General features: G+C 64.5%; 26 protein-coding genes. 16 read left to right on the top strand and 10 right to left on the bottom strand.

Annotation, left to right across the window (positions count from 1 at the left end):
• The first annotated feature begins 5 nt into the window (after positions 1-5).
• The 11 genes from ACZBJS_RS07860 (at position 6) to ACZBJS_RS07810 (ending at position 9,816) form a co-directional block, all read left to right on the top strand.
• Positions 6-749, top strand: a complete 744-nt coding sequence (locus ACZBJS_RS07860) for a hypothetical protein (RefSeq protein ID WP_316398072.1) — start codon at positions 6-8, stop codon at positions 747-749.
• Complete coding sequence (locus tag ACZBJS_RS07855) at positions 674-2,053, top strand: autotransporter family protein (RefSeq protein WP_316398071.1); 1,380 nt, start codon at positions 674-676, stop codon at positions 2,051-2,053. Before ACZBJS_RS07860 ends, ACZBJS_RS07855 begins: the two co-directional genes overlap by 76 nt.
• A gap of 232 nt (positions 2,054-2,285) precedes the next feature.
• Complete coding sequence (locus ACZBJS_RS07850; RefSeq protein WP_057020390.1) at positions 2,286-2,900, top strand: ribonuclease H-like domain-containing protein; 615 nt, start codon at positions 2,286-2,288, stop codon at positions 2,898-2,900.
• Positions 2,901-3,054: 154 nt separating this feature from the next.
• Positions 3,055-3,780, top strand: a complete 726-nt coding sequence (gene lptC, locus ACZBJS_RS07845) for an LPS export ABC transporter periplasmic protein LptC (RefSeq protein WP_057020391.1) — start codon at positions 3,055-3,057, stop codon at positions 3,778-3,780.
• Positions 3,777-4,508, top strand: coding sequence for an LptA/OstA family protein (locus tag ACZBJS_RS07840; protein ID WP_057020392.1), 732 nt, complete (start codon positions 3,777-3,779; stop codon positions 4,506-4,508). Before lptC ends, ACZBJS_RS07840 begins: the two co-directional genes overlap by 4 nt.
• 341 nt (positions 4,509-4,849) lie before the next feature.
• Positions 4,850-5,830 carry an LPS export ABC transporter ATP-binding protein gene (gene lptB / locus ACZBJS_RS07835; RefSeq protein WP_028341724.1) on the top strand — a complete coding sequence of 327 codons (981 nt, stop codon included), beginning with the start codon at positions 4,850-4,852 and terminating at the stop codon, positions 5,828-5,830.
• A 206-nt stretch (positions 5,831-6,036) separates the two neighbouring features.
• Complete coding sequence (gene rpoN, locus ACZBJS_RS07830) at positions 6,037-7,692, top strand: RNA polymerase factor sigma-54 (RefSeq protein WP_316398070.1); 1,656 nt, start codon at positions 6,037-6,039, stop codon at positions 7,690-7,692.
• 185 nt (positions 7,693-7,877) lie between these two features.
• On the top strand, positions 7,878-8,477 hold the full coding sequence (gene hpf, locus ACZBJS_RS07825; protein ID WP_028337939.1) for a ribosome hibernation-promoting factor, HPF/YfiA family: 600 nt from the start codon (positions 7,878-7,880) through the stop codon (positions 8,475-8,477).
• Between the two features lie 231 nt (positions 8,478-8,708).
• The gene (gene ptsN / locus ACZBJS_RS07820; protein ID WP_016843543.1) at positions 8,709-9,170 is read left to right on the top strand and encodes a PTS IIA-like nitrogen regulatory protein PtsN; all 462 of its coding nucleotides are present in this window, start codon (positions 8,709-8,711) and stop codon (positions 9,168-9,170) included.
• A 55-nt stretch (positions 9,171-9,225) separates the two neighbouring features.
• The gene (locus tag ACZBJS_RS07815) at positions 9,226-9,522 is read left to right on the top strand and encodes a nucleotidyltransferase family protein (RefSeq protein ID WP_057020394.1); all 297 of its coding nucleotides are present in this window, start codon (positions 9,226-9,228) and stop codon (positions 9,520-9,522) included.
• Positions 9,523-9,816, top strand: coding sequence for a HepT-like ribonuclease domain-containing protein (locus ACZBJS_RS07810; RefSeq protein ID WP_057020395.1), 294 nt, complete (start codon positions 9,523-9,525; stop codon positions 9,814-9,816).
• A gap of 147 nt (positions 9,817-9,963) precedes the next feature.
• Here the strand turns inward: ACZBJS_RS07810 and ACZBJS_RS07805 are convergent, their stop codons facing one another.
• Positions 9,964-10,569, bottom strand: coding sequence for a TetR/AcrR family transcriptional regulator (locus tag ACZBJS_RS07805; protein WP_026192040.1), 606 nt, complete (start codon positions 10,567-10,569; stop codon positions 9,964-9,966).
• Positions 10,570-10,934: 365 nt separating this feature from the next.
• Here ACZBJS_RS07805 and ACZBJS_RS07800 point away from each other — a divergent pair, with 365 nt between their 5' ends.
• The 3 genes from ACZBJS_RS07800 (at position 10,935) to ACZBJS_RS07790 (ending at position 14,559) form a co-directional block, all read left to right on the top strand.
• Complete coding sequence (locus ACZBJS_RS07800; RefSeq protein WP_016843541.1) at positions 10,935-11,738, top strand: SDR family NAD(P)-dependent oxidoreductase; 804 nt, start codon at positions 10,935-10,937, stop codon at positions 11,736-11,738.
• Between the two features lie 36 nt (positions 11,739-11,774).
• Positions 11,775-12,905: a DUF5938 domain-containing protein gene (locus ACZBJS_RS07795; RefSeq protein ID WP_057020397.1), complete on the top strand. Its 1,131-nt coding sequence runs from the start codon at positions 11,775-11,777 to the stop codon at positions 12,903-12,905.
• Positions 12,906-13,029: 124 nt separating this feature from the next.
• Complete coding sequence (locus ACZBJS_RS07790; protein ID WP_463438625.1) at positions 13,030-14,559, top strand: AMP-binding protein; 1,530 nt, start codon at positions 13,030-13,032, stop codon at positions 14,557-14,559.
• Positions 14,560-14,576: 17 nt separating this feature from the next.
• Here the strand turns inward: ACZBJS_RS07790 and ACZBJS_RS07785 are convergent, their stop codons facing one another.
• Complete coding sequence (locus tag ACZBJS_RS07785) at positions 14,577-15,134, bottom strand: cytochrome P460 family protein (RefSeq protein WP_316398506.1); 558 nt, start codon at positions 15,132-15,134, stop codon at positions 14,577-14,579.
• A 261-nt stretch (positions 15,135-15,395) separates the two neighbouring features.
• On the opposite strand from ACZBJS_RS07785, the gene ACZBJS_RS07780 reads away from it, so the two are divergent.
• Positions 15,396-15,743 (top strand): DUF6665 family protein, encoded by a 348-nt coding sequence (locus ACZBJS_RS07780; RefSeq protein WP_057020400.1) that lies wholly within the window; start codon positions 15,396-15,398, stop codon positions 15,741-15,743.
• A 79-nt stretch (positions 15,744-15,822) separates the two neighbouring features.
• Here the strand turns inward: ACZBJS_RS07780 and ACZBJS_RS07775 are convergent, their stop codons facing one another.
• The 8 genes from ACZBJS_RS07775 to ACZBJS_RS07740 all read right to left on the bottom strand — a co-directional run bounded on the left by ACZBJS_RS07775 (position 15,823) and on the right by ACZBJS_RS07740 (position 23,135).
• Positions 15,823-16,092, bottom strand: coding sequence for a BQ00720 family protein (locus ACZBJS_RS07775; protein ID WP_016843536.1), 270 nt, complete (start codon positions 16,090-16,092; stop codon positions 15,823-15,825).
• A gap of 50 nt (positions 16,093-16,142) precedes the next feature.
• The gene (locus ACZBJS_RS07770; protein WP_057020402.1) at positions 16,143-16,568 is read right to left on the bottom strand and encodes an Hsp20 family protein; all 426 of its coding nucleotides are present in this window, start codon (positions 16,566-16,568) and stop codon (positions 16,143-16,145) included.
• Between the two features lie 170 nt (positions 16,569-16,738).
• Positions 16,739-17,821: a sn-glycerol-3-phosphate import ATP-binding protein UgpC gene (locus tag ACZBJS_RS07765; protein ID WP_316398507.1), complete on the bottom strand. Its 1,083-nt coding sequence runs from the start codon at positions 17,819-17,821 to the stop codon at positions 16,739-16,741.
• The gene (ugpE, locus tag ACZBJS_RS07760; RefSeq protein ID WP_316398508.1) at positions 17,821-18,669 is read right to left on the bottom strand and encodes a sn-glycerol-3-phosphate ABC transporter permease UgpE; all 849 of its coding nucleotides are present in this window, start codon (positions 18,667-18,669) and stop codon (positions 17,821-17,823) included. Before ugpE ends, ACZBJS_RS07765 begins: the two co-directional genes overlap by 1 nt.
• A complete protein-coding gene (gene ugpA / locus ACZBJS_RS07755; protein ID WP_057020405.1) occupies positions 18,669-19,550 on the bottom strand; it encodes a sn-glycerol-3-phosphate ABC transporter permease UgpA in 882 nt (293 codons plus the stop codon). Before ugpA ends, ugpE begins: the two co-directional genes overlap by 1 nt.
• Before the next feature lie 157 nt (positions 19,551-19,707).
• The gene (gene ugpB, locus ACZBJS_RS07750; RefSeq protein WP_316398509.1) at positions 19,708-21,024 is read right to left on the bottom strand and encodes a sn-glycerol-3-phosphate ABC transporter substrate-binding protein UgpB; all 1,317 of its coding nucleotides are present in this window, start codon (positions 21,022-21,024) and stop codon (positions 19,708-19,710) included.
• Between the two features lie 290 nt (positions 21,025-21,314).
• The gene (locus ACZBJS_RS07745; RefSeq protein WP_316398510.1) at positions 21,315-22,520 is read right to left on the bottom strand and encodes a CaiB/BaiF CoA transferase family protein; all 1,206 of its coding nucleotides are present in this window, start codon (positions 22,518-22,520) and stop codon (positions 21,315-21,317) included.
• Between the two features lie 189 nt (positions 22,521-22,709).
• Positions 22,710-23,135, bottom strand: a complete 426-nt coding sequence (locus ACZBJS_RS07740; RefSeq protein WP_076833862.1) for an organic hydroperoxide resistance protein — start codon at positions 23,133-23,135, stop codon at positions 22,710-22,712.
• Positions 23,136-23,303: 168 nt separating this feature from the next.
• Here ACZBJS_RS07740 and ACZBJS_RS07735 point away from each other — a divergent pair, with 168 nt between their 5' ends.
• The gene (locus ACZBJS_RS07735; RefSeq protein WP_057020441.1) at positions 23,304-23,765 is read left to right on the top strand and encodes a MarR family winged helix-turn-helix transcriptional regulator; all 462 of its coding nucleotides are present in this window, start codon (positions 23,304-23,306) and stop codon (positions 23,763-23,765) included.
• The last annotated feature ends 29 nt before the right edge of the window (positions 23,766-23,794 follow it).

The following is a 23,794-nucleotide window of genomic DNA, read 5'->3' as shown; positions in this document are numbered from 1 at the left end:
GTGTCATGCAGGGCAATGCCGGCGTGTTGCGCAACAGCGGCACGATCGAGGCGCGCGGCGTCAATGCCGACGGCGTGTTCTCCAACACCGCCGGATCGTCGTTCACCGCCCGGATCGAGAACCTCGCCGGCGGCAAGATCATCAGCCAGGCGGGACCCGCGATCCGCACGCTCAACGGCGCCACCACCATCGTCAATGCCGGCCTGATCGCCGGCAGCAGCGGTACGGCGCTCGCGGGCGGCGGCGGTGCGGTGACGATGATCCTGCAAACCGGCTCGCAGATCGTCGGGCTTGCCGACGGCGGGGGCGGCAACCAGGTGCGGCTGCAAGGCAGCGGCACGGTAGATAATGCGTTCGCGCGATTCCAGACGCTGACGATGGAGGGCAATGACTGGACCTGGGCCGGCACCGGCACCTTCGCCAACACCTTCGACAACAGCGGCTCGCTGACGCTGCAGACGTCGCTGACCGGCAATGTGTCGATCGCGGCCGGCACCAGCCTGCTGGCCGGCAATGGCGCCAATCCGTCGATCACGCCGTTTCCGGGCGGCCCGCCGATCACCGTCACCAATGCCGGCGTCATCAACCTGACCAATGGCGGCGCTACCGCGGCGAACAGCCTGACCATTGCCGGCAACTTGTCGGCAATGGCGGCGGGCTCTATCTGCGCACCGTGCTCGGCGGCGATGGCTCACCGTCGGATCGGCTCGTCATCTCCGGCGGCAATGCGTCGGGCTCGACCGCGGTGACCGTCACCAATGCCGGCGGCGCGGGCGCATTGACCACCGCCGACGGCATCATGGTGGTGCAGGCCGTCAACGGCGGCACCACGGCTGCGGGCGCGTTCGGCCTCTCCAACGCCGTCGTAGCGGGCGCGCACGAATATCTCTTGTTCCGCGGCGGCGTCTCCGCCGGCAGCGCCGACAACTGGTATCTGCGCTCGACATTGTTGCCCGGCACGGCCTCGCCTGCGCCGCTGGCTGCGCCCGCGCCGGCGCCGCCTTTATCGCCCAACGTGGTGCCGCCGCCTCCGGGGCCGCCTGCGGAGGATCTGTCGTCGCTGACGCCGCCGCCGGCGGGCGCCGCGCCGGTCCAGCTCTACCGTGAGGAGGTGTCGGTCTATTCGGCGCTGCCGCAGGTGGCGCAAAAGCTCGGGCTGGCGACGCTCGGCACCTTCCATCAGCGCCAGGGCGATCAGGCCTTGCTGACCAGCGGCGGCGAACAGCCGGCGGCGTGGGCGCGTGCCTATGGCTCGCACAGCTCGCAGAGCTGGGCCGGCACGATCAGCCCCGCCTTCGACGGCACCATGGCCGGCGTGCAGGTCGGCGTCGACATCCTGCGCTTCCAGTCCGCGCCCGAGCATCATGATCGCGCCGGCTTCTTCTATGCGTATGGCTGGGCCAGCGGCAACATCAGCGGCTTCGCGCTCGGCCTGAACGACGTCCGCACCGGCACGCTCTCGATCGACAGCCAGAATATCGGCGGCTACTGGACCCATGTCGGCCCGTCGGGCTGGTATGTCGACGCCGTGCTGATGGGCAGCTTCTTCGGCGCAAGCCCGCAGTCGGATCGTCAGGTCGGCGCACGGGTGTCGGGCACCGGCGTCGCTGCATCGCTGGAAGCCGGCGCGCCGATCCCGCTGAACAGTTTTCTCGCGATCGAGCCGCAGGTGCAGCTGATATGGCAGCGCCAGTCGTTCGACAGCTTCAACGACATGTTTTCGAGCGTCGCGCTCGGCAGTGCCGATACGTTGACCGGGCGGCTCGGCGTGCGCATTCCCTCAACCTTCGTCGCCGGCACGACCGAACTGCGTCCGTATCTCGAGGCCAATCTCTGGCACACGGCCGCGAACGACCGCAGCATCGCCTTCGCGACGACGGACCTGATCGGCGTGCAAAGCCGCGGCACCGCCGTCGAGATCGGTGCCGGCGTCTCCGCGCAGCTCAATCGCACGATCAGCGCCTATGCGAGCGCCGACTACACGACCTCGGTGGACAGCCTCCATCGCGAGGACATCACCGGCCGCTTCGGCCTCCGCGTCAGCTGGCAATGATGGCGCGCCCTCGTGGGGGCGCGCGGCGGGGACAGCAACCCATTGTCTCCGCTGCACAATGGCGGTACACCCTGAACTATCTGTGCCGGAACAATTAAGGATTCCCGCTGCTCGTGTCCGGCCCTGACGGGCCCCGATACCAATGCGCGATCCGAAGACTGGCGCATGCTCGCCTGTCGGCGGATTGGACGGTAGTTTATTCCGACAGCGATTCGACGAGGTTTTTGACAGCATGACCATCCGCCTGCATCGCGGCGACCTGCCCGATCTGTCCCGCTACACCGATTCGGTGGCGATCGACACCGAGACCATGGGGCTGCATCCGCACCGTGACCGGCTCTGCGTGGTGCAGATGTCGAGCGGCGACGGCACCGCCGACGTGATCCAGATTCCGAAGGGCCACACCGATTCGCCGAACCTGAAGGCGCTGCTCGCCAATCCCAAGATCACCAAGATCTTCCATTTCGCACGGTTCGACGTCGCGGTGCTCTACAACACGTTCGGCGTGATGCCGACGCCGGTCTATTGCACCAAGATCGCCTCGCGGCTGTCGCGCACCTACACCGATCGCCACGGCCTGAAGGATCTGGTGCGCGAGGTGCTGAACGTCGAATTGTCGAAGCAGCAGCAGTCGAGCGACTGGGGCGCGCAAAGCCTCAGCGAGGCCCAGCTCGCCTACGCGGCCTCCGACGTGCTGCACCTGCATGCGCTGCGCGACAAGTTGAATGTCATGCTCGCGCGCGAGGGACGGACCGATCTCGCCCAGGCCTGCTTCGATTTCCTTCCCGCCCGTGCCAGGCTCGATCTCGACGGCTGGGAGGCCGAGGACATTTTCGCCCATTCATGATGAGCGCCGAATTCGTCGCGGCCGGGGCAGTTCCGCCCCGTTTCGGCCAAACTGTTCACGCGTGGTCCGGTGCAGGGGCGCGAGGTGAGGTCCGGGCTGCATATTCGGGCGGCTCCGGCTAGAATAGGGGCAGTTTCGCGCCTCTGGAGCTCAGGTGAATTCGGTTCAGAATCCAGCCTATGTCACGGGCCTCGAGGCGCGCTTTGCCGCCGCCGCGCGGCACAGTCGCATGGTGCGGATTCTGCGCGTCGCGGTTCCCGCGATGGTCGGGCTGGCGATGGCCGTGATCATCTACATCGCACTCTTCAATCCGTTCCACGACCTGATCCCCAAGCTGCCGCTCGAGATGGATAACCTCGTCGTGTCCGGCACCAAGATCACGATGGAAGCGCCGCATATCGCCGGCTTCTCCAACGACGGACGGCCCTACGAAATGTGGGCCAAGGCGGCGATCCAGGATGTCACCGATCCCGACCATGTCGAGCTGAAGACGATCCGCGCCAAGGTGGCGCAGCAGGATCGGTCGACGGTGACGATGGATGCGCGCACCGGCTTCTTCGACAACAAGAAGCAGCTGCTCGACTTGCGCCAGGACATCTTCCTGCAGTCGTCCACCGGCTATGAGGCGAGGCTGACGCAGGCCTTCGTCGACATCAACAAGGGCAACGTGTCGTCGGACGAGCATGTCGACGTCAAGCTGCTCGACGGCACGCTGACCGCCGACAGGCTCCGGATCTACAACAGCGGCGAGCTGGTGCGGTTCGAAGGCAATGTCGTGATGAATCTCGACAAGCTTGGTGACAACAATGCTGCCCCGCCTGCCGAGCCCGCTCCACCGCCGCCGCCGCCGAAGCCGCGCAAATCCGCCAACACGAAATGATTTTGATGATGAGACGTTTTCCGCACGGCATGGCAATTGCGGCGTTCCTGCTCGCGCTTTTCTCCGCGAGTGCCGCGTTCGCGCAGGGCTCGATGAGCGGCGTGCCCAACGCTATGCAGGGCTTCTCGCAGAACCGCGACCAGCCGATCCAGATCGAGGCTGCTTCGCTCGAAATGCGCGACAAGAAAAAGGAGGCGACCTTCGCCGGCAATGTGAAGGTCGTGCAGGGCGACACCACCATGACGTCGAAGACGCTGGTCGTGTTCTACGAGGATAAATCGACCCAGGCGCCGGCGCCCGCCCCGGCCGGCACCAAGGGGGCAAACGCCAAGGGCGCCGCGCCGATGCAGACGGCAACCCCGGGCCCCGGCGGCGCCTCCTCGATCAAGCGGCTGGAGGCGAAGGGCAATGTCGTCGTGACCCAGAAGGATCAGGTCGTCACCGGCGAGACCGCGATCTTCGACACCAAGACCAATCTGATCACGATGCTTGGCGGCGGCGGCAGCCAGGTGGTGCTGACCCAGTGCCAGAATGTGCTGCGCGGCGACCGCCTTTTGGTCGACATGACCACCGGCGTCTCGCGCGTCGAAGCCGACAATGGCAAGGTGCAGGGCCTGTTCATCCAGTCGCCGGGCGGACAGAGCGGCAAGTGCGGCACGCCGGCCGCCCCCGGCTCAGCCCCGGCCCCGTCGCCGATGCAGCTGCTTCCGGGCGGCAAGTCCAAGTAAGCTTCACGTAAGGTCAAGCAGAATCAATCAGTTAGATAATATTCTGCGGCCGCGTGGTTGAAGCCGGCGGGGCGAGACTGTATCTACTGCAGCGGCCCGGCCGAACAATGCGCCTCGAGGGGAATATGTCGGCCGGGACAGGGGCATCCATTCATTCAAGGCGCGGGTGATCGCGCTTTGCCGTGTTGTTCGAGCATGATCTCCGCGCAAACGCGTCCGCTTTTGTCGCGCGGGAAGGCCGGTATTCAGATTTCCGGCTCATGCTTGCGGCTTCGCACGCGAATCGATCGATGCGCAGGCGAGGTCGCGGGATCACCGTGAAAGGCTGAAGCGAAGCGGGGATGGTGGATTTTCTCGGCATGTTCCGGCGGCGCTCTGCGAAACGCAGTACCGGATTTGCGCGCTCGCATGACGACATCACGGCGCTCGATGACCAGTTCGGCGAGATGCTGACGTCTCCAGTGCGTGACGCGCCGCCGATGGCGCGCGCCGCGTCGGCTCCCGGCGTCGAGCTGCCGCGATCCCAACCGGCAGCAGCGCCGGCGCGTGCGAGGCCGGCCAGGAACAGCGCTCCCGCCGCGCCGCAGCTGATCAAGCGGCCGGGTTATCTGGCTGTGCATAGCGTGGAAAAGAGCTTCGGCAGCCGCCAGGTCGTGCGCGGCGTCAGCATCTATGTGCGCCGTGGCGAGGCGGTCGGCCTGCTCGGGCCCAACGGTGCCGGCAAGACCACCGTGTTCTACATGATCACCGGGCTGATCAAGGCCGATCGCGGCGCGATCGAGCTCGATGGCCACGACGTCACCAAGCTGCCGATGTATCAGCGCGCGCGCCTTGGCATCGGCTATCTGCCGCAGGAAGCCTCGATCTTCCGCGGCCTGTCGGTCGAGCAGAACATCCGCGCGGTGCTCGAGGTCGTCGAGCCCTCGAAGAAGAAGCGTGAGCACGAGCTGGATTCGCTGCTCGACGAGTTCAACATCACGCGGCTGCGCAAGAGCCCGTCGATTGCGTTGTCCGGCGGCGAGCGCCGCCGCGTCGAGATTGCGCGCGCGCTGGCGACGCGCCCCAATTACATGCTGCTCGACGAGCCGTTCGCCGGCATCGACCCGATCGCGGTCGGCGACATCCAGGACCTCGTCCGCCATCTCACCAACCGCGGCATCGGCGTGCTCATCACCGACCACAATGTCCGCGAGACGCTCGGGCTGACCGACCGCGCCTATATCGTCTATGCCGGTGAAATCTTGACTGAGGGAAGCCCGGAGGAGATCGTTAATGATCCCGATGTACGTCGGCTTTACCTTGGCGAGGAATTCCGCTTGTAGCGCATGATCCGCCAAAGTGTGAAGCGGTTTGGCGATAAGATCATGCGCTAATTAAAGAATTTGACGCGCGATCGGACGCAAAACCGGGGCGTCCACTTTTTGCTGATCGCGCTTATCGCTATTTTCCAATCCGTCAAGCCGTGTACAAGGGCTTCGGACTAATATAAGCAAGAATCGAGCCAACTTTTAGGATCGTTCTTGCCTCCATGGCGCTGACCCAAAGACTAGAGTTCCGCCAGTCGCAGTCGCTGGTGATGACGCCGCAGCTGATGCAGGCGATCAAGCTGCTGCAGCTGTCGAACCTTGATCTGTCAGCCTTTGTCGAGGAAGAGCTGGAGCGCAATCCGCTGCTGGAACGGGCCGCCGACGGACCGGAGCCGCCGGTGGCCGGCGAGCCCGCCATGGAGCGGCCGGACTACGGCGATTCCGACGGTTCCAGCAGCTATGGGGACGATGGCGACGCCTCCGACAAGGCCGCAGGCCCAGGCGGCGAGGCCGGCTTCGAGCCCGGCCAGGAGGAATGGCTGAACCGCGACCTCGGCAGCCGCGCCGAAATCGAGCAGACGCTCGATACCCGCCTCGACAACGTGTTTTCCGAGGAGCCGGCGGAGGCGGCGGCGCGCGCCGCACAGGATGCGCCGCCATCGGTCTACACCGAATGGGGCGGCGGCGCCTCCAGCGACGACGAGTACAATCTCGAAGCTTTCGTGGCCGCCGAGCTGACGCTTGCCGACCACCTCGCCGAACAGCTCGCGGTGGCGTTCTCGGCGCCGGCGCAGCGCATGATCGGGCAGTATCTGATCGACCTGGTCGACGACGCCGGCTACCTGCCGGCCGATCTCGGCCAGGCCGCCGAGCGGCTCGGTGCGTCGCAGCAAGCGGTCGACGAGGTCGTCGCCGTGCTGCAGAAGTTCGATCCGCCCGGCGTATGCGCGCGAAACCTGAGCGAATGCCTCGCGATCCAGCTGCGCGAGCTCGATCGCTACGATCCGGCGATGCAGGCGCTGGTCGAGCATCTCGACCTGCTCGCCAAGCGCGACATCGCGGCCTTGCGAAAGCTCTGCGGCGTCGACGACGAAGACATCACCGACATGATCGCCGAGATCCGCCGGCTCGACCCGAAGCCCGGACTGAAGTTCGGCACCGCGCGAACGCAAACCATGGTGCCCGACGTCTATGTGCGTCCGGGTCCCGACGGCGGCTGGCATGTCGAGCTCAACAGCGACACTCTGCCGCGCGTGCTGGTCAACCAGACCTATTACGCTGAACTGTCGAAGACGATCCGCAAGGACGGTGACAAGTCGTATTTCACCGATTGCTTGCAGAACGCGACCTGGCTGGTCCGCGCGCTCGATCAGCGCGCCCGCACCATCCTGAAGGTCGCGACCGAAATCGTCCGCCAGCAGGATGGCTTCTTCACTTATGGCGTCGCGCATTTGCGGCCGCTCAATCTGAAGGCGGTCGCGGACGCGATCCAGATGCATGAATCGACGGTGTCGCGCGTCACCGCCAACAAATACATGGCGACCAATCGCGGCAGTTTTGAATTGAAGTATTTTTTCACCGCCTCGATCGCGTCGGCCGACGGCGGCGAGGCGCATTCGGCCGAAGCGGTGCGTCATCACATCAAGCAATTGATCGACGGCGAGGCCGCGTCGGCGATCCTGTCCGACGACACGATCGTGGAACGTTTGCGCGCCTCGGGCATTGATATCGCCCGCCGTACCGTCGCGAAGTATCGCGAGGCGATGCGGATACCATCCTCGGTGCAGCGCCGCCGTGACAAACAGAGCATGCTCGGTAATGCCCTTTCGGCTCCTGCCTCCTCGTCCGACCGGTCGCGCGACACGGCCTCCGTTTAGGTTACTTCTTGAGCGTGACCCCGTTCGGGTACGGACCGGGCCATGCGCTCGTTGCGTTCGCGCCAAATCGGGATAGTCTCAATCTTTCCAGGTCGAACGTCGTCCAGAAAGGGAGGTAACCGGAAGCCCAGCAAGCATCATGCTCCTGCAAGAGTGATCGAGGCATCCAGCAATTGAGGCATCAAATGACCCTTCGAATCTCGGGAAAGAGCATCAGCATCGGCGAGGCGCTTCGCGCGCGCGTCAGCGAGCGCACCGACGAGGTCCTGCGAAAGTATTTTGATGGCAACTATTCGGGTCACATCACGCTGAGCAAGGATGGCTTCGGCTTCCGAACCGATTGCGCGCTGCATCTGGATTCCGGCATCACGCTGGAAGCCGAATCCAACGCCACCGACGCCTATGCCAGCGCGGACGCCGCGCTCTTGATGATCGAGAAGCGCCTGCGCCGCTACAAGAGCCGGCTCAAGGATCGCTCCGCCCGCAAGACCTATGCCGCGACTGCCGCGCTTGCCGAATTGAACGGCGTCGGGCTCGACGCGCCGAGCTACGTCATCGAGGCGCCCGAGAACGAGGACGAGGTCACCGAATACAGCCCGGTGATCATTGCCGAGGCAACCACCGCGCTGAAGCGGCTGTCGGTCAGCGAAGCCGTGATGGAGCTCGATCTGACCGGCGCCTCCTGCCTGGTGTTCCAGCATGGCGGCAGCGGCCGGTTGAACATCATTTACCGCCGTACGGACGGCAATGTCGGCTGGGTCGATCCGCCGGCGGTGAGCCCTTGAGGATAGTTGGCAGATGGCATTGACGTCCGAAGCCGGCCCTGCTTATGGTCCGCCGCCTCTAGGAACAAGGGGGGCGGAACAGGGTTCGCAGGTGTTGGCACCGCCGATACGTTGGAGTAGAAGCCCTGCCAACCGGACCCGGGCTAAGCCCGCATCCCACCTCATCTTCTTGACGCCGCCGCTGTAAAGCCTATTTCGCAACCTGACGGTCATTCACCTCGGAACGTCCCAATGCCGATTACCGATTTGGTCGCACCCGAGGCGATTCTCCCGGCTTTGAAAGTCATCAGCAAGAAGCAGGCGCTGCAGGAACTCGCCGCGCGTGCCTCCGCGCTGACCGGGCAGAATGAGCGCGCCATCTTCGAGGTGCTGCTGCAGCGCGAGAAGCTCGGCACCACGGCGGTCGGCTATGGCGTCGCCATTCCGCACGGCAAGCTGCCCAAGCTGGAGAAGCTGTTCGGCTTCTTCGCCCGCCTCGAACGCCCGATCGATTTCGAGGCGATGGACGGCCAGCCGGTCGATCTGATCTTCCTGCTGCTCGCACCGGAAGGCGCCGGCGCCGACCACCTCAAGGCGCTGGCGCGGATCGCCCGCCTGCTGCGCGACCAGGACGTCGCCAAGAAGCTGCGCGCCTCGCGCGACGCCCAGGCGATCTACTCGGTGCTCGCACTGCCGCCGGCGAGCGCGGCGTAAGTCCGCCTGCCGTACGATTTTGCGGGCGCTTGGCGGCCCGTGGTATAGTTCGTTCATGACGCGAACCGAAGCCCTCAGGAAGCTCCGTGACCAGGCCGATGCCATCAAGGCACTCGGGGCGACTTCGCTGTATCTATTTGGTTCGACTGCGCGCGACGAGGCTCGTGCAGGGAGTGATATTGATCTTTTCGTGGACTACGATCCTCGCAGCCGGTTCAATGCTCTCGACCTGGTCGCGACCAAGCGACTGCTCGAAGAGAGTCTCGGCGTCGAAGTCGATCTCACCACACGCAAAGGACTTCATCCACTGATTCGAGAGCGGATCGAGGCGGAGGCAACGCGGGTTTTCTGAATGATCGTGCGCTCCCCCTTGCTTCGTATCCACGACATGCTCGAAAGCATCCGTGGCATCGAAAAGGCGTTGGCAGGAAAATCCATCCGCGACTACGAGCGCTCGTGGCTGCTGCGCTCCGCAATTGAACGCGGAATCGAAGTCATTTCGGAAGCGAGCCGCCACCTCGGCAGCGAGTTAAAGGCTCAGCACGAGAATGTCCGCTGGAAAGACATCGCAGGCATAGGCAACATCTTGCGGCATGATTACCAGCGCGTTGACGCCACGAGGTCAAGGATGATCTACCACCGCTGAAGGCCGCGCTGTTGGCGCTCAAGGCTTCATTGGAGTAGTCCGTAGCCCGGATGGAGCGAAGCGCAATCCGGAGCTACTCTAACTGCGGATAGTTCAGTCCCGGATTACGCTGCGCTCCATCCGGGCTACGGAGCGTTCGCAAACCTCTCAGCAGATCGTCGGCAGCAGACGGCGAACCTCGTCGAGCAGATCGGGGATTGCCTTCTCGTCATTGGCGAGATGCCGGAGCAGCGCGCTCTGGAACAGGCCGTCGAACAGCGCGTACAGCGCCGCCGGTGACGATGCCGGCCGCTTGTTGCCGAGCTCGGCGTAGCGCGTGGCGATGCGCCAGATCATCGCTTCCAGGCTCTTGTCGATCTCGAGCACGTCCTTGCGGAACGCCGGCTCGAACATCGCCTGCGAGCGCAGATCGTACCAGAGCCGATGCATGCGCGCTTCGTTTTCGAGCGTGGCCGCGAGCTTGGCGAGAAAACCTTCGGTCAATTCGTCGCGGCTGCGTGCTGTCGTCACCACCTCGTCATAGCGCGTCACGCATTTCGCCTTGTAGTGGCGGACGCAGCAGCAGATCAAATCAAGCTTGTCGCTGAAGTAGTAGTGAAACACGCCGTGCGTGAATGCGGAGTTTTGCGCGATCTCGCGCAGGCTGGTGCGCGCGAAGCCGAGCTCGCCAAGCGTCTCCAGCGCGGCCTCCGCGAGCTCGACGCGCCGCGCGTTGAACTTCTCGTCGCGCAGCGCCTCGGCCGCTACAGCCACCCGTTGGGCCGCTCCTGTCGCTTGCCGCGCCATTCCGTGCCTTCCCTCTGCTTCTTCCCTCGAGCAACTATACCGCGGCGACCGCGGCGCGCTCCATCTCTTCACAACCATCCTCTTTGACACTTGTCAAATTCAGACTTGACAAGTGTCAAGTTCCTGGACGAGGGTTGGCGAAATAATTTGGACAACCGTCAAGACGGCTGACCAATCGACGAACCAGGAGGAAATGCACCGCCGGGGCGCGCCAACGCTGCGCCCTGCCGACGCCGGCCGCGATCACCATTGCGCTCCAAATGCGCAGGCCCCGGCCCGCGCTGCCTCTGTCAGCACCACCATCAATCGGCAAGCAAAGGGAGGACTACGTCATGAGTGGGAAGAGCCTTGAAGGCAGGAAAGCCCTGGTCACCGGCGGCGCCCGGGGGATTGGCGCGGCGATCGCGCAGGCATTGGCGCGGTCCGGCGCCGCGGTCATGATCGGTGACATTCTGGATGACGCCGGCAAGGCCAGCGCCGCCGAGATCGCCAAGGCCGGGGTCAAGACCGGCTTCGTCAAGCTCGACGTCACTGACGATGCGCAATGGGAGCGGGCCGCCGCAGCGACGGTCGAAACTCTCGGCGGCTTCGACATCCTGATCAACAATGCGGGCATCGAGATCACGTCGCTGGTCGCCGACATCAAGGCCGAGGACGCGCGCCGCATGTGCGACGTCAACATCGTCGGCACCGTGCTCGGCATGAAGCACGCCTTCCGCGCGATGCGGCCGGGCGGCGCCGCGGGCAAGGGCGGCGCGGTCGTCAATATCGCTTCGGTCGCGGCGACGATCGCCTTCCCGAGCATCGCGGTCTATTCCGGCACCAAATCCGCGGTCGACCGCATGACGCGGGTCGGCGCGATGGAAGCCGGCAAGCTCGGCTATGGCGTGCGCGTCAACTGCATCTATCCAGGCCTGATCCCGACCGACATGGGCCTGCAGCTTGCCAACGACATCGTGAAGATCGGTCTCGCGCCTGACGTCAACGCCGCCGTCGGTTCGGTGGTGGAGCAGACGCCGCTCGGCAAGCTCGCGGAGGTCTCCGACATCGCCGACGCCGCCGTGTTCCTGTGCTCGAACGATGCGCGATTCATCACCGGCATCGGCCTGCCGGTCGATGGCGGCATGGGCATGTAGCAACAAAGCCGACAACAAGCATTTCGGAGGATCGCAATGAGCGACAAGAAGCCCGTCATCGTCTATGGCGCTTCCGGCTATACCGGCCGGCTGGTCTGCGAATATCTGCGCGAGTACAACATCCCCTTCATCGCCGCTGGCCGCAGCGCCGAGAAGCTCAACGCCGCGATGAAGTCGAACGTGGCCGGCATCGAGACCGCCGACTACGAGGTCGTGTCGGTGCCGCACACCGTGGCCGCGCTGACCGAATTGTTCAAGGGCGCCTCGGTGGTGCTCAACACCGTGGGCCCCTTCGCCAAGTTCGGCGGCGAGGTGGTGCAGGCCTGCCTGGCTGCCAGGTGCCACTATACGGATACGACCGGCGAGCAGGACTGGCTGATCACGCTCGAGCACGAGTTTGGCACGAAATTCGCCAATGCCGGCCTGTTGCTGGCGCCGGGCATCGCGCAGATGTACACCACCGGCGAGATCGCCGCGCAGCTGTGCCTGGAAACGCCCGGCCTCGACACACTCGATATCGCCGTGTTCTGGGGCGGCAGCCCGACCATCGCCTCGACGCAGACCATCCTGGTCAACGCCGCGATGGCCAAGGCCTACTACCTGGAGCAGAACAAGTACGTCGAGCATCAGCCCGATGCCGGCCTCTACAACCTCGCCATCCCCGGCCAACACGAGCTGGCGCTGGCGCTGCCGTGGGGCGGCACATCGCACCCGGTGTGGTTCAAGCAGGATCCGCGCGTCGCCAACGTGAAGGTGCTGGGCGGCGTGTTCAATCGCGCGCTGATGCTGGGCGTGCCGCAGATCGTCGCCGCCGCGCTGGAGGCGACCAAGGACATGAAGCCCGACGAGCGCTACGCCGCGCTGGCACAGACCGCTGCCGGCGTGATGAACACCATGCCGCCGCGCGAGAACCCGCGTGTCAACAAGTCGCTGGATTCGGTGTATGCCTCCGGCCCGCTGGGGCGCGCGCACTGCGTCATCTACGGCAACAGCAACTACAAGCAGACCGGCATGTTGCAGGCCTATGCTGCCGCGCACCTGCTGCAGCAGCCGCCCAAGCGCGTAGGCTTCGCCTCCGGCTGTCAGGCGTTCGGTCATCGCGAGCTGCTCGGGCAATTGCGCAGCTTCGGCCTGGTCGGCAAGCCGGTCCTGACCGTGCATGATTGAGCTTGAGCCCCGCCCGGATCGGGGCTCGACACTCCGTTCCCTGAAGCGTTTTCGTTTTGCTCGAAAACGCACCTTCCGCGGGTGACGCAGTAGCGCGTCACCCGCCCCTTGCGCGAGACCTGCCATGCGCTTCATCGATTATCTCGATAAGGGTGCCTCGCTCGGCGCTGACGCGCCATGCCTCACGATGGACGGACGCGACCTCAGCTATGGCGAGGTGCAGCGGCTGAGCTACCGGATCGCGCGCGGGCTCGACCGGTCGGGCATCGCTCCCGGCGAGAAGGTCGCGATCCTGTCCGGCAACGATCCGCTCGCTTTCGCCTGCGTGTTCGGCATCTCGCGCGCGGCTGCCGTGTGGTGTCCGATCAATCCGCGCAACGAGGCGACCGAGAACAAGTTCATCCTCGATCAGTTCGATTGCAGCCTGCTGCTGTTTCATTCCAGCTTTGCGCCGATGGTCGAGGCGGTCCGGCAGGACCTGCCCAAGCTGCGCGCGCTGGTCTGTCTCGACGCCGAGCTGCCGTTCGCGCCGTCATTCGAGCGCTGGCTCGGCGGGCTTACTGATGATGTCTATCAGCGCGCCACGATCGACGATCTCGCGATGATCCCGGGGACCGGCGGCACCACCGGCAAGCCGAAGGGCGTGATGCTGTCGGGACGCAACATCGAGGCGATGACCGCGCTGACTCTGATGGGCTATCCGTTCAAGGGCCGCCCGATTTATCTCGCGCTGGCGCCGCTGACGCATGCCGCCGGCGTGCTCTGTTTCCCGATCATGACGTTGGGCGGCCGGGTCGTGATCATGCACCACCCTGACATCGGCGAGTTCCTGGCGCTGATCGAGCGCTACCGCGTCACCCACACCTTCCTGCCGCCGACCGTGATCTACATGCTGCTCGATCATCCCGGGCTCGACGCGGCCGATCGCAGCTCGCTGCAATGCTTCTGGTACGGCGCGGCACCGATCTCGGCGACGCGGCTAGCGGAAGCCTTGAAGCGGATCGGGCCTATGGCGCAGCTGTTCGGCCAGACCGAGGCGCCGATGATGATCTCGATGATGCCGCCCGCCGATCACTACAATCCGGACGGCACCATCGCGATGGAGCGACTCTCGTCGGCCGGGCGGATCGGCCCGCTGGTGCAGGCCGGCATCATGGATGGCGACGGCAAGCTGTTGCCGGCGGGATCGCGCGGCGAGATTGTGGTACGCGGCTCGCTGGTGATGGAAGGCTACTACAAGAACCCCGAGGCCACGCGCGAGGCTTCGGCGCATGGCTGGCACCACACCGGCGACATCGGCTACATCGACGGCGACGGCTATCTCTATATCGTCGATCGCGCCAAGGACATGATCATCACCGGCGGCTTCAACGTATATTCGATCGAGGTCGAGAACGCGTTGCGCGCCCACGAGGCGGTGCAGGATTGCGCCGTCATCGGATTGCCTGACGACAAATGGGGCGAGCGGATCGTCGCCGTGGTGCAGCCGCGCGTCGGCCACACTGTCGATGCGAGCGGGCTCGCCGCCTTCGTCAAGCAGCAGATCGGCAGCATCAAGACGCCGAAGCAGATCGAGGTCTGGGACGATCTGCCGCGTTCCAAGGTCGGCAAGGTGCTGAAGCCGGACATCCGCGCGCGGCTGGTGCAACGCTAGCCCGTGCGATCCGATGTCTACCTCTTGCCGTACTCGGTGAAGACGTAGTCGCGATTCTGTACCACCGTGTGGCACGCATGGCCGCACTTCGCGTCGTTTTCCTGGGGCGGATTGTCCGCCGTGGTGGCGGGCCTGAACACATCTGACGCCGCGTCATACTCGAACGCGCCGTATCCCCATCCGCCACTGTCTGCGAACCTCTTGCTGTCCTTGACCATGAAGTCGACGTCATGCTGCGCACCCGGCACCGTCGGTTGACCGGGATACGCCTCCTGCTTCTTCGGGATCCAATGGATCTTCGCCATCTTGGCGCCATCCGGGAACGGCTTGCCATTGCCGGGCACGCCCTCCCGGTAAGCGCCGATCATCACCGGATTGCCCAGGATCACGGCGATGACGCCTTCGTTCTCGCTGATCGCGATCACCGGCCAGTCCTCGTATCCCCTGAACTCGGAGAACGCGAGCCCGTTGGGCACCTGCAGGCTGTACTTGTCCTGCGCGGAAATCGCGACACCTGTCGCGAGGACGGAAATCGACACCGAAGCAACGAGATTGATCAGCGAGCTCTTCTGCATGTTCGCATCTCCTTCAATCGATTTGGCGGCGAATAATTCGTGCTGGAAATTCCTTGTCGCAGTGCTTCTCGCAGGAAGTTATTACAGCACGGAAATGCACAGAGCGAAATGGAGCTGCGGCCATGGTCCGCTGCCCAAGCCTGTGCAATGAATTGCTCAAGTTGAGCGAGCTTTCGCTTGGCGATCGACGACACGAGCACCTATTGACAACCAGCCGATGACACCGGAAGACGGACGCGCGCAACGAACCAGGGATGACTGATGTCCCGCGATTTTCGCCTTGATCGCGTTCCCGTCGACGTTCTCGCTTACGAGCTCGCCGAAGAGAGGGCGAGTGCGCTCGGCCGCATGGGCCGCGCGCTGGAACAGGCACTCGCCAGGCTGCGCGAGTTCGATGCCGCCCATCCGCGCGCTGAAACATCGACGTCAACACAACAGGCACGGCGCCTCCTGGTGCGGGAGGCCGGCCATGCGCTCTGGATGTTCGTGGTGCAGCGGGAAGCCTGCGGGCTGCGCAACAACCGCATGCTGATGCGCGACTACAACGTGCCCGGCGAGGTGCAGCTCAGCATGGGCCCGATGCTCGCCACGTCGACCTCATCGCCATAAAAAATGCGCAGGCCCCCTCGGTGACGAAGCAGGCCCGCGCATTGAATTCGCGGATGCTGAATTCAGCCGTAGATTTGCGTCAGTGGACGCTGACGGCCTGCAGCTCGTTGCTCCACGCATTTGCGACCGCGGCTTCGCGGCTGTCGGTCAGCATGATCGGCGTGCCGTCGGCGGCGTGCAGTGCGAACAGCTTGAGGCCCGGCGCGATCTTCGGCGCTTGCGGAAAGAGATCCGGCACGTCCTCGGAGCGGACCTGCTTCACGTAGGCGATATGACCTTCGCCCAGATGGGCCAGCGCTTCCGGCGTGACGCTCTCGGATTCGATGGTGGTGGTACTCAGTTCACTCATGGTCTCGACTCCTCAGTCAGATAAGCGGTCGAGTCCGCTCGTTGTTTCTATTATTCGTGCTCATTGATAGCGATTGTCTTAATGACCCGTTCAGGTTCCGGCCTGGCCAGGTCGATCGACAACAACCCGTTCTTCAGATCCGCGCCCAGCACATGCATCCCCTCCGCCAGCACGAAGGTGCGCTGGAAGTGGCGCGCGGCGATGCCGCGATGGATGTATTGCCGGGCCTTGTCGTCCTGCTGGCGGCCGCGGATGACGAGCTGATTTTCCTCAATAGTTACATCGAGTTGGTCGCGGGTGAAGCCCGCCACCGCCAGCGTGATGCGCAGCCGCTCAGGCTGCCCGTTGGTACGGTCGCACCGCTCGATGTTGTACGGAGGATAGCCGTCGGCGCCCTTCACGACGCGGTCGAGCGCACGCTCGATCTCGTCGAATCCCAGAAGGAACGGACTGGACAACGATGGAACACGAGACATTACAAAGTCCTCTCGAAGCGACTTTGAGGGGCCCTTGCGGCGCCCCATGCAACCGGCGGGCCGTCTGGCCTCCGGTCAGTGAGGGATATGGGGGCGATCTGGATAGCGTTCAAGCAGCCCCGAAACCAGCCTAAACGCCCGCAACATGGGGGTAAATTCTTCCCGATCGGTTACTCCCCGACGCGCTTGCGGCCATCGGCGGTAAAAAGATGCAGCTTGTCGCGGGGGGCGACGGCCCGGATCCGCTCGCCGATGGCGGGACCCGAGACGCCGGGAACCCGGACGATCACCTCACCGGGCGGCAGCTCGCCCGGATTGGCGGCAACGCCCTGCTCCTCGCGCTGGCGGCTGCCGTAGACGAAGGTCTCGGCGCCGACATGCTCGATCGCCTCGACGGTGAGGCCGAGCGCGACGCCGCCGGATGCGGTCTCGCTCGAGATCACGAAATCCTCCGGCCGGATCCCGACAATGCCGGCGCCGTCGGCGCCCGTGATCTGGGGCTTCAGCTCGTCCGCGCGCAGCGGCATCAGGTTCATCGGCGGGGCGCCGATGAAGGAGGCGACGAAGGTGGTCGCCGGCTTCTGGTAGATGTCCAGCGGATTGCCGACCTGCTCGACCTGGCCGCCGTTCATGACGACGAGGATGTCGGCGAGCGTCATCGCCTCGAGCTGGTCGTGGGTGACGTAGATCGACGTGGTGTTGAGCCGGCGCTGCAGTTTGCGGATCTCGACCCGCATCGCGATGCGCAACTTGGCGTCGAGGTTCGACAGCGGCTCGTCGAACAGGAACACTTTCGGCTGGCGCACGATGGCGCGGCCCATCGCGACGCGCTGGCGCTGGCCGCCGGAAAGCTGGCGCGGCTTGCGCTCCAGCATCGGCGAGAGCTCGAGGACGCGCGCGGCTTCCTCGACGCGGGTCTTGATCTCGGCCTCGGCCATGCCGCGGTTGCGCAGGCCGTAGGCCATGTTGTTGTAGACGCTCATATGCGGATAGAGCGCGTAGTTCTGGAACACCATCGCGATGTCGCGATCAGCAGGCTCGACCTGGTTCACGACGCGGCCGCCGATGTCGATCTCGCCGCCGGTGATGGTCTCGAGCCCCGCGACCATGCGGAGCAGCGTGGACTTGCCGCAGCCGGATGGGCCGACCAGCACGCAGAACTGGCCGTCGCCGACGTCGACATCGACACCCTTGATGGCCTCGAAGCCGCCGGGATAGGTCTTGCGGACGCTGCGCAGCGTGACGTTAGCCATTACTTTTCCGTCTCCACCAATCCGCGCACGAACAGTTTCTGCATCACGACGACGACGAACACCGGCGGCAGCATCGCGAGCAACGCGGTCGCCATCACAATCGGCCATTCGGTCAGCGCGTCCGTCGTCGTGATCATCTTGCGGATGCCGACCTGGATGGTCTGCATGTCGTCGCGCGTGGTGATCAACAGCGGCCAGAGGTACTGATTCCAGCCGAGGATGAAGAGGATCACGAACAGCGCGGCCATGTTGGTGCGCGACAGCGGCAGCAGCGTATCCCAGAAGAAGCGGAACGGGCCTGCGCCGTCGATCCGCGAAGCCTCCAGCAATTCATCCGGCACGGTCATGAAGAACTGGCGGAACAGCAGCGTCGCGGTGGCCGACGCAATCAGCGGCAGCGACAGGCCGGCATAGCTGTCGAGCAGATGCAGATCGGCGACGATCTTGTAGGTCGGATAGATGCGTACCTCGACCGGCAGCATCAACGTGATGAAGATGATCCAGAAGATCGCCATCCGGAACGGAAACCGGAAATACACGATCGCGTAGGCCGAGATGATCGAGATCGCGATTTTGCCGACCGCGATCAAGAGCGCCATGACCAGCGAGTTCAGCATCATGTGGAGCACCGGCTCGCGGGTCGAGCCGCTCGTGCCGACAAACAGCGTCTGGTAGTAGGTCTGGAGGAAATGGCCGCCGGGCAGCAGCGACATCTGGCCGTTGGCGATCACGGCGTTGTCCTGGGTCGAGGCGACCAGCGCGAGATAGACCGGGAAGGCGACGATCGCGATCCCGATCCACAGGATGGCGTGAGCCAGATAGCGCTGGAAGCCTTCCGCCTCGACCATCAGTAGGTCACCTTGCGTTCGACGAAGCGGAACTGGATCGCCGTCAGCATGACGACGATGACCATCAGGATGACCGACTGCGCCGCCGACGAGCCGAGATTGCCGCCGAGCAGGCCGTCCGTATAGACCTTGTAAACCAGCGTCTCGGTCGCCTTGCCGGGACCGCCGCGGGTCATGGTGTCGATGATGCCGAAAGTGTCGAAGAAGGCGTAGACGATGTTGATGACCAAGAGGAAGAAGATGGTCGGCGACAGCAGCGGGAAGATCACGGTCCAGAACCGCCGCATCGGCCGGGCGCCGTCGATCGCGGCGGCCTCGATCACGCTTTTCGGGATGCTCTGCAGCCCGGCGAGGAAGAACAGGAAATTGTAGGAGATCTGCTTCCAGGCCGCGGCGAGGATGATCAGGGCCGCCGCCTGATCGCCGTCGAGCAGCGGATTCCAGTCGATGCCCATGGCGCGCAGATAGCGCGACAGCACGCCGAGCGAGGGGTGCAGCATGAACACCCAGAGTACGCCAACCACCGGCGGGGCCACCGCATAGGGCCAGATCAGCAGCGTGCGATACAGCGTCGAGCCGCGCAGCGGCCTGTCAGCCATCACCGCGAGCAGCAGCGCGAAGGACAGCGATGAGACCGCGATCGCGAACGAGAACACGAAGGTCCGGACGATCGCCGCGAAATAGGCCGGGTCCTTGAACAGCTCGAGATAGTTCTCGAACCAGACGAAGCTGGTGGAGAGGCCGAAGGCGTCCTGCAGCAGGAAGGACTGGATCACCGCCTGCAGGGCCGGCCAGTAGAAAAAGATCAGGACGATCGCGAGTTGCGGGGCAACCAGCGCGTAAGGCAACAGCTTTGACTGGAAAATCGCTTGCTTTTGCATGGGCTCGGAAGAAGGGCAGGCCGCGGATGCGGCCCGCCGGTTGATCGCCCTAAAGCGCGATGAGATGAGGTTGGATCGTCATCGCGCCTTAGCTTGTCGTCTGGGCATGGTGGAAAACCGCTTCGCGCTTGTCCGGTTCATGCCCGAAGGCATCATGTCAGCGGACGGCGGTCTTTTCAAACTGCCGCAGCATCTGGTTGCCGCGCTCGACGGCGGCGTCCAGCGCCTGCTTGGCGGTCTTCTTGCCGGCCAGCGCCTGCTCGATCTCCTCCGACCACATGTCGCGCAGCTGCACCATGTTGCCGAGGCGCAGACCGCGGGAATTCGCGGTCGGCTCCTTGTTGGTGAGCTCGAGCAGCGGGGTCTCGAGATAGGGCTGGTCGTTGTAGAAGCCTTCTTCCTTGGCCTTGGCATAGGCGGCCTTGGTGATCGGCAGATAGCCCGAGGCCTTGTGGATCCAGACCTGGCGGTCGGTGTCCGAGAGGAAGGTCAGGAACCTGGCCACGCCCTTGTATTCCTCGGCCGACTTGCCGCCCATCACCCAGAGCGAGGCGCCGCCGATGATCGAGTTCTGCGGCGCGCCCTTGGCGTCGGGATAATACGGCATCGGCGCCGCGGTGAAGTTGAACTTGGCCTGCGCCTTGACGTTGCCGAAGAAGGCCGACGAGGTCAGGTAGATCGGGCATTCGCCCGAGGTGAAGCGGCCTTCGCCGGTGTTGGTGCGGCCGGCATAGTCGTAGGTCTTGTCCTTCTGCAGCTCGACGAGGCTCTCGAGATGCTTGACCTGCAGCGGGCCGTTGAATTCGAGCACGGTGTCGAAGCCGTCGAGGCCATTGGCCTTGCTGGCGAGCGGCACATTGTGCCAGGCCGAGAGCTGTTCGAGATTGACCCAGGTGACCCACGAGCCGGAGAAGCCGCAGGTGTTATAGCCGGCTGCCTTCAGCTTCTTGGCGTCGTCGAACACTTGCGGCCAGGTCTTCGGAATCTCCGCGATGTTGGCCTTCTTCAGCGCATCGAGATTGATCCACATCACCGTCGACGACGAGTTGAAGGGGAACGACAGCATCTCGCCCTTGGAGGTCGAGTAGTAGCCGGTGATCGCGGGCAGATAGACGCCCGGATCGAACTTCTCGCCGGCGTCGGCCATCAGCTTGTAGACCGGTTTGACGGCGCCGGTGGCGGCCATCATCGTCGCGGTGCCGACCTCGAACACCTGCATGATATGCGGCGCGTTGCCGGCGCGGAACGCGGCGATGCCGGCGTTCATGGTGTCGGCGTAGCCGCCCTTGTAGGTCGGGATCACCTTGTAGTCGGATTGCGAGGCGTTGAAGTCGTTGGCCAGCTTGACGATGACGTCGTTGTTGGCGCCGGTCATCGCGTGCCACCACTGGATCTCGGTCACCGCGAACGCGGGCGACGCGAATGCAAGCGCGGCAGCGGCTGCCGCGGCAGCGCCTAGTCGTCGAAAGAACATCAAAACCCCTCCCAATTGGAACATCATCTTTCGTTGCGCGCGTTATCAGCGCCGGATGACGTTCAAATGACCGTATAAACGAAAGTCATGGTAGGGGGGAAGCCGAAGCGAAGGGAAGCGGTAAAAAAGGCGAAGACCGCAGCCGGCTCCGTGCGGTGCAGCGCCAAACGCGACGTTGCACCGCAGTGTTGATGCGTCGGCCGGTTCGATACGGGCCGACGCTCCAGCTTTGTCCTGACGCGAACCGGTGCGCATCCCGCATCGCGTGCGGGACAGGCTCGAAAACGCCTTTAGCGCTTGCGCTGGGGACCGCAGACCACGCCCTTCTCAACCAGGCCGTTGATCTCGTCCTTCGAGTAGCCGAACTCGCCGAGCACTTCCGCGGCGTGCTGGCTGAACTTCGGCGGCGTCCGGCGCAGGTTCGGCTTGGTGCGTTCGAGGCGGATCGGCGAGGCGACGCCCTTGTACCAATCCTTCTCGATGACGTCGCCGCGATGAATGGTGTGCGGGTTGGTCAGCGCCTGGTCGATCTTCTGCACCGGGCCAGCCGGCAGGCCGGCGGCGAGCAGCCGGTTGCACAGCTGCTCGGCCTCGTGCTGGCTGAACACCGCGGCCAGCTCGACGCGGAGCGCATCGCGGTTGGCGATGCGCTCCTTGTTGCGGGCAAAGCGCGGGTCGGTGCCGAGCTCGGGCTTGCCGATCTCCTTGGCGAGCTTGCGGAAGGTTCCGTCATTGCCGACGCCGATGAAGATGTTGTCGGTCTTGGTCGGGAAGATCGCGTACGGAACGAGGTTGGGATGCTCGTTGCCGGTGAGCGACGGCGGCTTGCCGTGCATGAAGTAGTTCGCGGTGTGCGGATGCATGATCGCGAGCCCGGTCTCGTACAGCGTCGTCTCGATGAACTGGCCGAGCCCCGAGCGCTGCCGCTCCGACAGCGCCATCAGGATGCCGATCGTGGCGTAGAGCCCGGTGGTGATGTCGACCAGCGGCACGCCGATCCGCATCGGGCCGCTCTCCGGCGAGCCGGTCGCCGCGATCATGCCGGTCATCGCCTGGATGATCGCGTCATAGCCGGGATTGCCGCCGCGCGGGCCGTCGGCGCCGAAGCCGGAGATCCGGCAATGCACGAGGCGCGGAAATTTCGCGCGCAGCACGTCGTTGCCGATGCCCCATTTGTCGAGCGTGCCGGGCTTGAAATTCTCGATCAGCACGTCGGCGGTCTCGAGCATCTTCATCAGCACCGCGCGTCCGCCCTCGGAAGCGAGGTCGAGGCCGATCGAGCGCTTGTTGCGGTTGATGCCGACGAAATAGGCCGCGTCTTCTTCGTGGAAGGGAGGACCCCAGTCTCGCACCTCGTCGCCGGCGGGCGGCTCGACCTTGATCACGTCGGCGCCGTGGTCGGCGAGAATCTGGGTGCAATACGGACCGCCGAGCACGCGCGTCAGATCGATCACGCGCAGGCCGGTCATCGCGCCCGTAGCCGCTGGGGTATTCATGGAAGCAACCTTCGCTCAGTTGGGATCAGATAACGAGGGTCCCAGAGCTAACGGTCTTCAGCCGGGGCAGCAATGCTTCCGTCGGCGCAGGCCCATGCAGCAGGCGGCGCATGCGTTCGCCAAGCGAACCAGCCGCTGAAAGAGCAATGGTCCGCCACGTGTTGCGGCGGACCATTGCGTGATGTGGAATTAGACGACGCTCAGCTTGACGTCGACATTGCCACGGGTCGCGTTGGAATAGGGGCACACATGGTGGGCCTTCTCGACCAGCGCTTCGGCATCGTTGCGCGCAAGGCCGGGCAGCGACACCGCGAGCTCGACGGCGAGGCCGAAGCCGCCTTCCGAGCGCGGGCCGATGCCGACCGTCGAGGTCACCGAGGCGTCGGCGGGAACCTTGGGGCCGCCCTGCGAGGCCACGAACTTCATCGCGCCGATGAAGCAGGCGGCATAGCCGGCCGCGAACAGCTGCTCCGGATTGTTGCCGGCGCCGCCGCCGCCACCGAGCTCCTTCGGGGTCGTGAGCTTGACGTCGAGTGCGCCGTCGAGCGTCGCCGCATGGCCGTCGCGGCCGCCGGTTGCCTTGGCGCTGGTCTTGTAGAGCACGTTCACAGACATCGTGGTCTCCCTTGGTGGGTTGGGCTTGAATTCGATGACGCATGTATTGCACGCAAATAGATTGCGCACAATATAAAATATGCGGTCTCACATTTAATTGTTCGCAATTGAATCCGCGGTCCCGTGAGCCCAGAATGACCCGGAAACGAGATGGATTCGATGGGAATCATGGCCAGGAAACCGACGGCCGCGGATCAGGCGCTGCGGCTCGACAATCAGATCTGCTTTGCGGTCTATTCGACCGCGCACGCCTTCAACCGCGTCTACAAGCCGCTGCTCGACCGGCTCGGGCTGACCTATCCGCAGTATCTCGTGATGCTGGCGCTGTGGGAGCGCGACGACGTCGCGGTGAAGGACCTCGGCGAGCGCCTGTTCCTGGATTCCGGAACGCTGACGCCGCTCTTGAAGCGGCTGGAGGCGGCGGAGTTGATCAAACGGACCCGCAGCACCGCGGACGAGCGGGTGGTGCTGATCGCGCTGACGCCGCAGGGCCACGCGCTGCGCGAAAAGGCCAAGGCCGTGCCGCAGTCGATCCTCGCGGCCTCGGACTGCACCGTCGGCGAACTGATGGCGATGAAGGACGAGATCGTCGCGCTGCGCGACCGGCTGAATGCGGTGCTGGGGGAGTAGGGGCGGTCGGGGCGGTTAGAGGCGCTTCT

Source organism: Bradyrhizobium sp. KZN70725, assembly GCF_055264925.1.
This window is presented reverse-complemented; position numbering and strand designations above follow the sequence as displayed.

What these genes read in the sequence shown, in the direction of transcription:
- ACZBJS_RS07860 (WP_316398072.1), top strand. Translation starts at nt 6, where the DNA reads ATGCAGGGCAATGCCGGCGTGTTGCGCAACAGCGGCACGATCGAGGCG.
- ACZBJS_RS07850 (WP_057020390.1), top strand. Translation starts at nt 2,286, where the DNA reads ATGACCATCCGCCTGCATCGCGGCGACCTGCCCGATCTGTCCCGCTAC.
- ACZBJS_RS07840 (WP_057020392.1), top strand. Translation starts at nt 3,777, where the DNA reads ATGATTTTGATGATGAGACGTTTTCCGCACGGCATGGCAATTGCGGCG.
- lptB (WP_028341724.1), top strand. Translation starts at nt 4,850, where the DNA reads ATGGTGGATTTTCTCGGCATGTTCCGGCGGCGCTCTGCGAAACGCAGT.
- rpoN (WP_316398070.1), top strand. Translation starts at nt 6,037, where the DNA reads ATGGCGCTGACCCAAAGACTAGAGTTCCGCCAGTCGCAGTCGCTGGTG.
- hpf (WP_028337939.1), top strand. Translation starts at nt 7,878, where the DNA reads ATGACCCTTCGAATCTCGGGAAAGAGCATCAGCATCGGCGAGGCGCTT.
- ptsN (WP_016843543.1), top strand. Translation starts at nt 8,709, where the DNA reads ATGCCGATTACCGATTTGGTCGCACCCGAGGCGATTCTCCCGGCTTTG.
- ACZBJS_RS07815 (WP_057020394.1), top strand. Translation starts at nt 9,226, where the DNA reads ATGACGCGAACCGAAGCCCTCAGGAAGCTCCGTGACCAGGCCGATGCC.
- ACZBJS_RS07810 (WP_057020395.1), top strand. Translation starts at nt 9,523, where the DNA reads ATGATCGTGCGCTCCCCCTTGCTTCGTATCCACGACATGCTCGAAAGC.
- ACZBJS_RS07800 (WP_016843541.1), top strand. Translation starts at nt 10,935, where the DNA reads ATGAGTGGGAAGAGCCTTGAAGGCAGGAAAGCCCTGGTCACCGGCGGC.
- ACZBJS_RS07795 (WP_057020397.1), top strand. Translation starts at nt 11,775, where the DNA reads ATGAGCGACAAGAAGCCCGTCATCGTCTATGGCGCTTCCGGCTATACC.
- ACZBJS_RS07790 (WP_463438625.1), top strand. Translation starts at nt 13,030, where the DNA reads ATGCGCTTCATCGATTATCTCGATAAGGGTGCCTCGCTCGGCGCTGAC.
- ACZBJS_RS07785 (WP_316398506.1), bottom strand. Translation starts at nt 15,134, where the DNA reads ATGCAGAAGAGCTCGCTGATCAATCTCGTTGCTTCGGTGTCGATTTCC.
- ACZBJS_RS07780 (WP_057020400.1), top strand. Translation starts at nt 15,396, where the DNA reads ATGTCCCGCGATTTTCGCCTTGATCGCGTTCCCGTCGACGTTCTCGCT.
- ACZBJS_RS07775 (WP_016843536.1), bottom strand. Translation starts at nt 16,092, where the DNA reads ATGAGTGAACTGAGTACCACCACCATCGAATCCGAGAGCGTCACGCCG.
- ACZBJS_RS07770 (WP_057020402.1), bottom strand. Translation starts at nt 16,568, where the DNA reads ATGTCTCGTGTTCCATCGTTGTCCAGTCCGTTCCTTCTGGGATTCGAC.
- ACZBJS_RS07765 (WP_316398507.1), bottom strand. Translation starts at nt 17,821, where the DNA reads ATGGCTAACGTCACGCTGCGCAGCGTCCGCAAGACCTATCCCGGCGGC.
- ugpE (WP_316398508.1), bottom strand. Translation starts at nt 18,669, where the DNA reads ATGGTCGAGGCGGAAGGCTTCCAGCGCTATCTGGCTCACGCCATCCTG.
- ugpA (WP_057020405.1), bottom strand. Translation starts at nt 19,550, where the DNA reads ATGCAAAAGCAAGCGATTTTCCAGTCAAAGCTGTTGCCTTACGCGCTG.
- ugpB (WP_316398509.1), bottom strand. Translation starts at nt 21,024, where the DNA reads ATGTTCTTTCGACGACTAGGCGCTGCCGCGGCAGCCGCTGCCGCGCTT.
- ACZBJS_RS07745 (WP_316398510.1), bottom strand. Translation starts at nt 22,520, where the DNA reads ATGAATACCCCAGCGGCTACGGGCGCGATGACCGGCCTGCGCGTGATC.
- ACZBJS_RS07740 (WP_076833862.1), bottom strand. Translation starts at nt 23,135, where the DNA reads ATGTCTGTGAACGTGCTCTACAAGACCAGCGCCAAGGCAACCGGCGGC.
- ACZBJS_RS07735 (WP_057020441.1), top strand. Translation starts at nt 23,304, where the DNA reads ATGGCCAGGAAACCGACGGCCGCGGATCAGGCGCTGCGGCTCGACAAT.